The organism is Cellulomonas pakistanensis (genome assembly GCF_016862755.1).
Lineage (GTDB): Bacteria > Actinomycetota > Actinomycetes > Actinomycetales > Cellulomonadaceae > Cellulomonas > Cellulomonas pakistanensis.
Genome location: NZ_BONO01000015.1, coordinates 96,421 through 106,976 on the forward strand (window position 1 = coordinate 96,421; position 10,556 = coordinate 106,976).

A 10,556-nucleotide genomic window follows, 5' to 3' on the forward strand; every position below is an offset into this window, starting at 1 on the left:
CCCGGGCGACCCCGGGGCGGGTGGAGCGGGTCAGAGGCGCGGTGTGATCTCGCCGACGACGCGGTCGCCGGCGTCCACCAGGGGGATGTGCCGCCAGCGGTCGAACGCGCCGCACGGGTGGCTGATGCCCAGCCGGAGCACGGTACCCGGGGCGACGGCCGTGCCCGGCGGGACGCGGAGGAACGCGTGGTGGTCGTTGACGGCCGTGACCTCCCAGCCGGCCACGTCGGCGGAGGCGGCCGAGCCGGCCGCCGCGCCCTCGCGCGCGAGCGCGCCCAGCACCACCGGCAGCCGGTCGTCGGTCGGCACCTCGCGGCGGCCGAACCCGGCGATCACCAGCCCGTCCTCCGGCGCGGAGAGCACGGACGCGCGCAGCTCGAACGCCGGGCGCAGCGCGCCGGTGCCGCGGTCGGCGCCCAGCGGCGACGTCCGGCGGTACACGCCGTGGTCGTGGGTCACGTAGCAGCCGGACCGCAGCACGGTGGTGACCGGGCGGTCCCACATCGCGGGGCCCAGCTCGCGCGCGACCAGGTCGAAGTAGGACGACCCGCCGGCCGTGACGACCGGCACCCCGGCGACCAGGCCCTGGTCGGTCACCGCGGTGACCAGCGCGCGGACGCGGGCGAGCAGGTCGACGGAGCCGGGCGGCGCGCCGGGGTCGTCGCCGACCGGCATGAGGCCCTCGAACGCCGAGACGCCCGCGAGCCGTACGCGGTCGGCGCCCGCGACCCGCTCGGCCAGCGCCAGCGCCGCGTGGTCGTCCCTGACCCCGGTGCGCCCGCCGCGGAACCCGAGCTCCAGCAGCAGGGGCAGCGGCCGGGCCGGCTGCAGCCGGTCGAGCTCGGCGAGCAGCAGGTCGAGCCCCGCGTCGCTCTCGACGTAGCCGAGGTACTCGGTGGCCGAGCCGGCGGTCAGCAGGTGCTCGGCCACCCACGCGATCGACGCCCGGTCGACGAGCGGGTTCGCGTGCAGCACCCGGGCCACGCCCCAGCCGGCGAGGGTGCGCACCTGCGCGGGCGTCGCGGCGGTGAACCCCCACGCGCCCGCGGCCGTCTGCCGCCGGACGAGGTCGCGGGACATGTGGGTCTTGGCGTGCGGGGCGAGCTGGACGCCCGCGGCGCGGCACCAGTCGGCCATCGCGCGGACGTTGTGGTCGAGCGCGTCGTCGTGCAGCAGCATCGCGGGGAGCTCGAGGTCGGCGGCCGCGACGGCGGCGCGGGACCCCGACCCGGCGCCCGCGGCGGCGTGCCGGCCGCTCACGCCGGCACCGCCGCGCGCCCGACCGGCTCCGGCCGCCCCGCCCGCAGCACGCGCCCGGCGCGCGCCCCGGTGAACTCCCCGCCGTCCACGACGACGGTCCCGGCGAGCACCGTGCACACGACGCCGGTGGGCCGCTCCCACGGCCGCTGCGGGGTCCCCGCGTGCCCGATCGTCGCCGGGTCGAACACCGCCACGTCGGCGATCGCGCCGGGCACGAGCCGGCCGCGGCCGGTCAGGCCGAGCGCGTCGGCGGTCAGCGAGGTCATCTTGCGCACGGCCTCCGGCAGGGCGAGGACGCCGAGGTCGCGGACGTACCGCCCGAGCACCGTCGGGAAGCAGCCCCAGCCGCGCTGGTGCGCGTTGCCGACCGGCACCGAGTTGTCCGAGCCGATCGCGATCAGCGGGTCGGCGAGGATCGCGCGCACGTCCTCCTCCGCCATGAGCTCGTAGACCATCATCGCGCCCGGGTCGGCGAGCACGAGGTCGCACAGGGTGTCCCACGGGTCCACGCCCCGCGAGGCGGCGACGTCGGCGACGCTCCGCCCGAGCAGCGCGGCGTCGGCGTGCATCGAGAGCAGCACGCCCGCGGGTGTCGTCTGGGTCCAGGACCCGGCGCCGGGCCCGCCGGCCTGCGCGCGCTCCCGCAGCGCCGCGCGCGTCGCCGGGTCGGACAGCCGGCGCACGAGCTCGGCGCGGCCGCCGACCTGCGCCTCGGCCGGCAGCAGCGCGGTCAGGAAGCTCTCCCCCGTCGTGTACGGGTAGGCGTCGCCGTGCGCGTCGACGCCCGCGGCCCGGGCGGCCCGGAGCGCGGCGAGCAGCTCGCCCGCGCGGCCGTGGTTCCGGCGGCCGGCGGCCTTGCAGTGCGAGACCTGCACCCGGACGCCGGTGCGCCGCGCGACGTCGAACGTCTCGGCCAGCGAGCCGGCCAGGCCGTCGCCCTCGTCGCGCATGTGCGTCGCGTACGGCCGTGCCCAGCGGGCGGCGACCGCGGCGAGCGCGGCGACCTCGTCGGTGTCCGCGTACACGCCCGGCGCGTAGATCAGCCCGGTCGAGAGGCCGAACGCCCCGTCGGCGAACGCCGCGTCCGCGAGCTCCACCATCCGGTCCAGCGCACCCGGTGCCAGCGCCTCGGCCATGCCGTTCGCGCTGATCCGCAGCGTGTGGTGCCCGACCAGCGACGCGACGTGCGTCGTCGGGCCGTGCTCCTCGACCGCGTCCAGGTACTCGCCGAACGTGCGCGGCCAGGAGGACACCCCGGCGGCGACGGTCGACGAGATGGGCCGGTGCAGCTCGACCGCGCGGTCGTCGACCAGCGGCGCCGCGGAGTTGCCGCAGTTGCCGACCACCTCGGTGGTGACGCCCTGCAGCACCTTGAACGGCTGCGCGTCGGCCATGAAGGGCACGACGTCGGAGTGCGTGTGCGCGTCGACGAACCCGGGCGCGACCACCAGCCCGGCCGCGTCGACCACCCGCGCGCCGGCGGGCGCCGTGGCGGCGAGGCCGGGGCCGACGGCCGCGACCCGGTCGCCGGCCACCAGCACGTCGGCCACGACCGGGGCCGCGCCGGTGCCGTCGACGACGGTCCCGCCGCGCAGCACGAGCGTCACGTCGCCCGCCGGGGCGGCGCTCACGACAGCTGCCCGATCCGCTCCTGCACCAGCGTGTCGACGATGCTCAGCACCGCGTACGCCAGCATGGTGACCGCGGCGACGAGGATCGCCGACGCCCACATCGCGTCGTAGCCGAACGAGCCCGCCGCCTTGGAGATGGCGCCGCCCAGACCCTCGCCGGTGGACAGCCACTCGGCGATCATCGCGCCGGTGACGGCCGACGGGACGGCGATGCGGGCGGAGGCCAGCGTCGACGGCACCGCCGCCGGCAGGGCGACCTTGCGCAGCACCGTCCACGACGAGCCGCCGTACGCGAGCACGAGGTCCCGGTGCTCCCCGGACACGCTGCGCAGGCCGTACAGGATGTTCGCCAGCGCGGGCAGGAACACCACGAGGATGACGATCGCCGTGACGCCGGCCTGGCCGATGCCGAAGATGAGCGTGATCAGCGGGGTCAGCACGACCAGCGGGATCGAGCGGAGCACCATCGCGGTCGGCATGACGATCCGCTCGAGGACCGGCGACACGCAGAACACGACGGCCAGGGCGAACGCCGCGGCCAGGCCGACGACGTACCCGATCCCGGCGTCGCGCACCGTGACCGCCAGGTCGGCGAGGAGCGTCGCGCGGTGCTCGGCGGCGTCGTCGGCCGTGACCACGTAGCCGAACACGTCCCACGGCCGCTTGCCGATGAGGGGGCTGACGTCGAACACCTCGAGCACGGCCACCCACACGCCGAGCGCGACGACGACGGCCACCGCGAGCGTGCCGACCCGGCGGGCGACGAACCGCCCCGTCCCGCCGCTCATCCGCGCTTCTCCTTCGCCCAGGGGGTGAGGACCCGCCCGACCAGGCCGACGAGCGCGTAGCCGCCGAGCGCGATCAGACCGGCCAGGATGCTCAGCGCCCACACGCGGTCGGGCTGGATCTGGCGCTGCGCCGCGTTGAGCGCCACGCCGATCCCCGAGTCGATGCCGCCGAGGTACTCCCCGACGACGGCGCCGAGCAGCGCTGCCGGGACCGCCACCTGCAGGGCGGTGACGATCGCCGGCAGCGCCGACATGAGCTGGACCTTGCGGATCTGCGTCCACCGTCCGCCGCCGTACGCGGCGACGAGGTCCAGCGAGCTGCGGCTCGCGGAGCGCATCCCGAGGATGGCGCCGACGAGCGTGGTGAAGAAGACGAGCAGGGCCCCGAGGAAGATCGCCGAGGCGCGGCCGCCGAAGATGACCATGACGATCGGGCCGATCGCGGTCACCGGGAGGCAGGCCGAGATGACGCCGAGCTGGGTGATGACGTCCTCGAGCCGCGGGACGACCAGCACGACCGCCGCGAGCGCCAGGCCGGCGAGGTTGCCCCACAGGTAGCCCTGGGCGGCGCGGGTCAGCGTCGGGACGACGTTGGCCTCGTAGAAGCCCCAGCCGTCGGCGACCGCGGAGCGCGCCACGTCCACCGGCGACGGGAACGAGGTGCTGTTCTCCAGCCCGGCGGTCATGGCCCACCACAGGGCGAGCAGCAGCGCGATGCCGACGGTGCCGCCGACCCACGGGCGGGCCAGCGCGCCGCGGAACCGCGCGACGGCGACGCTCACCCGTCCGCCTTCGTCGCGGCGCCGCCGGGCGAGAACAGCAGCCCCGACAGGTGGTCGACCACCTCGTGGAACTCCTTCGTCCGCATCATCTCGGGCGTGCGGGGGCGCTCGAACGGGATCTCGACGACCTCGACGATCCGGCCCGGGCGCGCGGACATGACCGCGACGTAGTCGGACAGCAGGGCCGCCTCGGCGATGCCGTGCGTGACCATCAGCGTGGTCGCGGAGCGCTCGGTCCAGATCCGCTGCAGCTCGAAGTTCAGCCGCTGGCGGGTCATGTCGTCCAGCGCGCCGAACGGCTCGTCCAGGAGCAGGAAGTCCGGCCGCACCGCGAGCGCCCGGGCGATGGACGCGCGCTGGCGCATGCCGCCGGACAGGTGCGCGGGCCGGGACTTCTCGAAGCCCGACAGCCCGACGAGCTCGATCAGCTCGTCGACGATGCCGTCGTCCGCGCGCTTCTGGATCTCGAGCGGCAGCCGGATGTTCTTCTGCACCGAGCGCCACGGCAGGAGCGCCGGGTCCTGGAACGCGATGCCCATCCCGTCCGCGCGCCTGCCGGGGGCGACGGGCGCGCCGTTCACGGCGACGGTGCCGGCGGTCGGCGTCTCGAGGCCGGCCAGGATCCGCAGGATCGTCGACTTGCCGCAGCCGGACGGGCCGAGCAGCGACAGGAAGGACCCGCGCGGGGTGGACAGGCTGACGTCGTCCAGCGCCGTCACCGAGCGGCGGCCGGAGCGGAACTCCTTGCTCAGGCCGGTGATCTCGATGCCGGGGGCCGACGTGGGCACGCCCGCCCCCGCGGCCGAGGGGGTCGGCAGCACGGGGGCGGGCGTGGACTGGGGGTCGGTCACGAGAGCAGGTCCGGGTTCTCGGCGTACACCTCGTCGAGCAGCGAGAGGTCGAACAGCTCGTCCGCGGCGATCTCGACGCCCGCGAAGCCGAGGGAGGCGATGGTGCCCTCCTGCAGCTCGTCGCTGATCGTGAGCAGGCCGTTCGCGGCGGTCTCGTCGGTCTCGATCAGCGTCGCCTGGCGGTCGAAGGACAGCGCGATCGCGTCGGCGTCGTACTGCTGGTCCTTGCCGTACGTGTTCACCGTCAGGTCGACCGCGCGCTCCGGGTCGTCCAGCGCCGCGCGCCAGCCCTCGGCCGTGGCGAGCAGGAACGCCTTGACCTCCTCGGGGCGCTCGTCGATGGCCTGCTGCGAGGTGACCAGCACCTCGCCGACCATCGGCAGGCCGTTGTCCGCGAGCAGGAACTCGGTGGCCTCGAAGCCGGCCTCGGCCAGCGCGGCGGCGCCGGTCGTGGTGTAGCCGATGAAGCCGTCGACCTGGCCGGTGGTCAGCATCGAGGTGTCGGAGAGCGGCACCGTCGTGACGTCGGCCTCGTCCAGCTCGTTCGCCGCGAGGAACGCGTTCCACACGAGCGTGTTCGAGTCGGACACCGCGATGGTCTTGCCCGCGAGGTCGTCCGGGCCCTCGATCGGCGCGGAGGCGGCCGACACGAGCGCGAACGGGTTGAGCTGGTACGTCGCGCCGACGATCTTCAGCTCCGCGCCGCTCTGGATCGCCGGGGCGGTGATCAGCGGCGAGGACAGGCCGACGAACGCCTGGCCGGAGGCGACGGCCGCCTCGGCGGAGGTGGCGGACGAGCCGCCCGCGGTCAGCGTGACCTCGGGGAAGCCGGCGTCCGTGTAGAGGCCGTCCTCCACCGCGAGGTACTCGCCGGCGAACTGCTGGTTCTTCAGCCAGGACAGCTGGACGCTGACCGCCTGGAAGTCCTCCGCGGCCTCCGAGGAGCCGCCGGAGGCGGTGTCGTCCGAGGAGCAGGCCGAGAGCAGGAGGCCGGCGGCGGCCACGGTAGCGGCCAGGCCGGCGATCCGGCGCCGGGGGCGCGCGGTGAAGGAGCGGGTCACGTCAACCTCGATCACGTCGTGCGGCGCCCGCGGCGACGGGCGGCCGCGGTGCCAGGGGGAGGGTTGCGCCGGGCGACCCGGCGACTGCCCCCATTCGACAGGGCGCGGCTCCGCCGTCGCCATGTGGGATCCTCCGAACTCCCCCGCCCCGAGCGGTGCGGTCCGTTGTGCGACCGACCGAGCGCGACACACGCGCGACACATCCGGCACCCCGCGGCGCCGGGTCCCGGCGGATCGCCCAGGGGCCGACCCGGGGTCGGCCGGCGGTCGTTGGTGGATCGCACGAGGCCGCAGGCCACGGGCCTGTGGTTGGCTTCGGCGGCAAGCGTGGACCACCCGTCCGCGACGACGGACGAACGAATCACCGGGAGCAGGACGTGTGGCCGACGGCTGAACTGCACGTGCACATCGAGGGCACGCTGGACGCCGACCTCATCCGCGAGCTGGCGGACCGCAACGGGCTGCCCGTCCCCGCGGGCGCCGGGCGGGGCGCGCCGTTCCGCGACCTGCAGGACTTCCTGGACGTGTACTACGCGAACCTCGACGTCCTGCGCACGCGGCGGGACTTCCAGGACCTGGGCGCCCGGTACCTGGCGCGCGCCGCGGCGGCCGGCGTCCGGCACGCGGAGATCTTCGTCGACCCGCAGTCGCACACCGAGCGCGGCGTGCCGGTCGAGGACGTGCTGCTCGGGCTGTCCGCCGCGCTCGCCGACGCCCGCGCGGCGCACGGCATGTCCGGCGGGCTCATCGTCTGCTTCCTGCGCCACCTCGGCCCGGACGCCGCGATGGCGACGCTCGAGGCCGTGCTCCCCCACCGGTCGCTGCTGCTGGCCGTCGGCCTGGACTCCAGCGAGGTCGGCTTCCCGCCGTCGCTGTTCCGCGACGTGTTCGAGCGGGCCGCCGCCGAGGGCCTGCGCCGCGTCGCGCACGCCGGCGAGGAGGGCGGGCCGGACTACGTCTGGGAGGCCCTGGACATCCTCGGCGCCGAGCGGATCGACCACGGCAACCGGGCGCTGGAGGACGTCGAGCTGGTCGCGCACCTGCGCGAGACCCGCACGCCCCTGACCGTCTGCCCGCTGTCGAACCTCGCGCTGCGCACCGCCGGCCCCGACCTGGCCGACCACCCGCTCGCCGTCATGCTCGACGAGGGGCTGCGCGCGTCCGTGCACTCCGACGACCCGGCCTACTTCGGCGGGTACCTCGACGACAACGTGCGCGCCCTGGTCGCCGCCGGCACCGTCACCGAGGACCAGGTCGGCGTGCTCGCCGCGAACGCGGTCGCGTCGTCCTTCCTGCCCGACGCCGGCAAGGCCGCGCTCCTCGCGGAGATCCGCGCGCACGCCGAGCGGGTCGGCGCCGCCGTGCCCGCGCTCGCCCTCGACCCCGCGGCGGTCTGAGCGTGCAGAGCAGCGAGGTCACCACCGGGCGCCGCGTCGCGGTCGTGCTGGAGCCGGGCGACGAGGTGCTGGCGTCCCTGACCGAGGCGTGCCGGGCGCACGGGATCCGGCAGGGGTTCGTGCCGGTGTTCTCCGGGGCGTTCCGCACCGCGCGGTTCATCGCCGCCGACGTGCCGGTCGCCGACCAGGAGCCGCCGCTCCCCCACGAGGTCACGGTGACGTACACCGAGGGCATCGGCAGCGGCACGATCCTGTGGGACGCCGACACCGCGACCCCGACGCCGCACCTGCACCTGGCCGTCGGGGTGAAGAACGCCGCCGCCGCGGGGTTCGCCGGGCACGTGCTCAGCGCCGAGACGCACTACACGGTCGAGGTGCTGGTCGAGGAGGTCGTCGCGCCCGCGCTGCTGCGCGTGCCGGACCCGCGGGCGTACGGCATCCCGACGATGCGGTTCGGCGCGGCCTGAGCCCCGGGCCCTCCGGGGCCCTGCGCGCTACTCCGTCTCGTCCAGGCAGGTCATCGCCAGGAACAGGTCGACCCGGTCCGACATGGTGCTCATGTCGCGGTTGGTCAGCTCCTCGATCCGGGCGATCCGGTAGCGCAGCGTGTTCGTGTGCAGGTGCAGCTGCCGGGCGGTGTCCTGCCACGCGCCGCCGCCGTCCAGGAACGCGCGCAGCGTGCCGACCAGGTCGGCGTTGTGCCGCTCGTCGTAGGACAGCAGGGGCGCCAGCACCTCGCGGGCGTACCCGGACCGGGTGCTCTCCCCGAGCATCCGCAGCAGCGCCCGGTGGGTCTGCACGTGCAGCGACGTCGACACGACGACCGGCTCGGTCCCGGAGGCGTTGCGCACCCGCTCGACCGCGGTGGCGACGGCGGAGTTCAGCCGGCTGACCCCGCTGACCGGGTCGCTCATCCCGACGCGGAGCTGCCGGCCGTCGAGCAGCAGGTGGTACTCCTCGGCCAGGTGCTCGCCGAGCGGCCGGTCGTCGTCGCCCGCGCCGTTGACCAGCAGGATCGCCTGGTCGTCGAACCGGCAGCCGAGGACGCGGTGGCCCCGCGCGGTCAGCGTGCGCTGCAGCATCTCGAGCACCGCCGCGCGGGGGAACCGGGGGTCGTCGACCCGCGCCGCGACGATCGTCGTCTCGTCGGACGGCGCCATGCCCTCCAGGCGCATCCGCGCCGAGATCGCGCCGGGCGACGCCTCGGCGTCCCGGATCGCCGTGATCAGCGCCGCCACCTGGGCGTCCCGGGTCTCCCGCCAGCGCGCGGCGAGCTCCATCTCCACCCGGAGCGCGCCGACGACGGCGTCCAGCGCCAGCGCCACCTCGTCGGAGAACGACCGGTGGTCGCCCCAGCAGCCGAAGAACCCGGACCGGTCCCGCGCGCCGGTGCGCACGATCGTCGCGGGCCCGTGGTCGGTGCCCTCCCCCGGCAGGATCACCCGCTTGTCGTGCTCGCGGGCGATCACCGCGTTCCACTGCTCGGCGACCTGCGCGCGGTCGGGGGCGGCGCCCGCCGTGGCGAGCAGCATGCCGGTCTCGTCGATCACCCAGCAGCCGACCGCGAACTCCGCGGTGAACTGCGCGAGCAGCTCGGCGGCGCCGCCGCCGCGGGACACCGTGTCCGCGATCCGGCGGCTGAACCGCATCGTCCGGGAGGCCAGCCCCGCCGCCGACCCGGGCTGGCGGGTGGCGATCTCGTCGGCGATCCGGCGGAACGACACCCCGGGCGACACCGTGAGCAGGGTCAGCCCGCGCGCGCGGCAGGCGGCGATCACCTCGTCGGGGATGACGCCGATCTCGATCAGGCCGATGATCAGCGCCGCCACGTTCTGCTGCGCGAGCGCCCCGAGGAACGTCGCTGCGCCGTCCGGGCGGTCGAGCCACAGGCCGCTCGTGAGCACGACGTCGCCCGTCGACAGGAACCGCGACGGGTCGGGCAGGTCGGTGATGTAGGCGGACGTCACCGGGCGGTCGAGCGCGTCCGGCTCGGCGGCGACGACGCTCAGCCCGAGGTCGGGCGCGGCGAGGAGGTCACGGACGTCCACTGCTCACCACCTGGTCCCGCTCGGCACCGGGACAGTGTACGAGCGGCGCGGGCCGGCCGGTTTCGCGGCAGGATGGCGGCGTGACAGCCGCCCTGGACCCCAGCCGCCTCGACGCGCCGCGCCGCCTGCGCACCGCCATGTTCGTCGACTTCGACAACGTCTACATCGGCCTGCGCCGCCTGGACCCGGACGCCGCGGAGGCGTTCGCGACCGACCCGGGGCACTGGCTCGCCGAGCTGGAGAGCGGGAGCGACGCGGACGGCGACTTCACCCGCCGGTTCCTCGTGCGCGCCTGCTACCTCAACCCGTCGGTGTTCTCCCGGTTCCGGCCGAACTTCACGCGCGCCGGGTTCCAGGTCGTCGACTGCCCGTCGCTGACCCAGCAGGGCAAGAGCAGCGCGGACATCAACCTCGTGCTCGACGCCGTCGACGCGCTCGACGCGGACACCCGGTACGACGAGTTCGTCATCGTGTCCGCCGACGCCGACTTCACGCCGCTCGTGCAGCGGTGCCGGGCCGCCGACCGGCGGGTCACGATCATCACCGCGAGCCCGGCCGCGAGCGCGTACCGGGCCGTCGCGGACACGGTCATCACGGCCGACGACCTGGCCGAGCTGGTGACCGCCGGCCAGGCGGCGGCCGAGGGCGCGGACGTCCCCGCGGCGGGGACCGAGCCGGCGGGGGCGGAGCCCGAGGCGCCGGCCGCGGCGCCGGCGCCGGCGTCCGAGCCCGAGCCCG

10 protein-coding genes are annotated in these 10,556 nt (G+C 75.6%); 3 read left to right on the plus strand and 7 right to left on the minus strand.

From position 1 onward, the window contains the following. Window positions 1-30 precede the first annotated feature (30 nt). From Cpa01nite_RS11095 to Cpa01nite_RS11120, 6 genes are read right to left on the minus strand one after another with little or no spacing between them, the layout of a single operon-like run. The gene (locus Cpa01nite_RS11095) at window positions 31-1,260 is read right to left on the minus strand and encodes a type III PLP-dependent enzyme domain-containing protein (RefSeq protein ID WP_239068713.1); all 1,230 of its coding nucleotides are present in this window, start codon (window positions 1,258-1,260) and stop codon (window positions 31-33) included. Continuing rightward, on the minus strand, window positions 1,257-2,891 hold the full coding sequence (locus tag Cpa01nite_RS11100; protein ID WP_203668819.1) for an N-acyl-D-amino-acid deacylase family protein: 1,635 nt from the start codon (window positions 2,889-2,891) through the stop codon (window positions 1,257-1,259). The genes Cpa01nite_RS11095 and Cpa01nite_RS11100 overlap by 4 nt, the downstream gene beginning before the upstream one ends. Further along, window positions 2,888-3,679: an ABC transporter permease gene (locus Cpa01nite_RS11105; protein WP_203668820.1), complete on the minus strand. Its 792-nt coding sequence runs from the start codon at window positions 3,677-3,679 to the stop codon at window positions 2,888-2,890. The genes Cpa01nite_RS11100 and Cpa01nite_RS11105 overlap by 4 nt, the downstream gene beginning before the upstream one ends. Beyond that, entirely contained in the window at window positions 3,676-4,461 is a 786-nt protein-coding gene (locus tag Cpa01nite_RS11110) for an ABC transporter permease (RefSeq protein ID WP_239068714.1), read from the minus strand. Before Cpa01nite_RS11110 ends, Cpa01nite_RS11105 begins: the two co-directional genes overlap by 4 nt. Continuing rightward, the gene (locus Cpa01nite_RS11115) at window positions 4,458-5,312 is read right to left on the minus strand and encodes an ABC transporter ATP-binding protein (RefSeq protein WP_308439371.1); all 855 of its coding nucleotides are present in this window, start codon (window positions 5,310-5,312) and stop codon (window positions 4,458-4,460) included. Before Cpa01nite_RS11115 ends, Cpa01nite_RS11110 begins: the two co-directional genes overlap by 4 nt. Then, window positions 5,309-6,373 (minus strand): ABC transporter substrate-binding protein, encoded by a 1,065-nt coding sequence (locus Cpa01nite_RS11120; RefSeq protein ID WP_203668821.1) that lies wholly within the window; start codon window positions 6,371-6,373, stop codon window positions 5,309-5,311. Before Cpa01nite_RS11120 ends, Cpa01nite_RS11115 begins: the two co-directional genes overlap by 4 nt. A gap of 377 nt (window positions 6,374-6,750) precedes the next feature. On the opposite strand from Cpa01nite_RS11120, the gene add reads away from it, so the two are divergent. Both add and Cpa01nite_RS11130 read left to right on the plus strand, forming a co-directional pair. After that, entirely contained in the window at window positions 6,751-7,770 is a 1,020-nt protein-coding gene (gene add / locus Cpa01nite_RS11125; protein ID WP_203668822.1) for an adenosine deaminase, read from the plus strand. Window positions 7,771-7,772: 2 nt separating this feature from the next. After that, window positions 7,773-8,237 (plus strand): PPC domain-containing DNA-binding protein, encoded by a 465-nt coding sequence (locus Cpa01nite_RS11130; RefSeq protein ID WP_203668823.1) that lies wholly within the window; start codon window positions 7,773-7,775, stop codon window positions 8,235-8,237. A gap of 27 nt (window positions 8,238-8,264) precedes the next feature. On the opposite strand, the gene Cpa01nite_RS11135 is transcribed toward Cpa01nite_RS11130, so the two are convergent. Continuing rightward, window positions 8,265-9,818, minus strand: a complete 1,554-nt coding sequence (locus Cpa01nite_RS11135) for a PucR family transcriptional regulator (RefSeq protein ID WP_203668824.1) — start codon at window positions 9,816-9,818, stop codon at window positions 8,265-8,267. A gap of 80 nt (window positions 9,819-9,898) precedes the next feature. On the opposite strand from Cpa01nite_RS11135, the gene Cpa01nite_RS11140 reads away from it, so the two are divergent. After that, window positions 9,899-10,556 (plus strand): NYN domain-containing protein (locus tag Cpa01nite_RS11140; RefSeq protein ID WP_239068716.1); only part of this gene is annotated, 658 nt, incomplete at its 3' end.

What these genes read in the sequence shown, in the direction of transcription:
- Cpa01nite_RS11105 (WP_203668820.1), bottom strand. Translation starts at nt 3,679, where the DNA reads ATGAGCGGCGGGACGGGGCGGTTCGTCGCCCGCCGGGTCGGCACGCTC.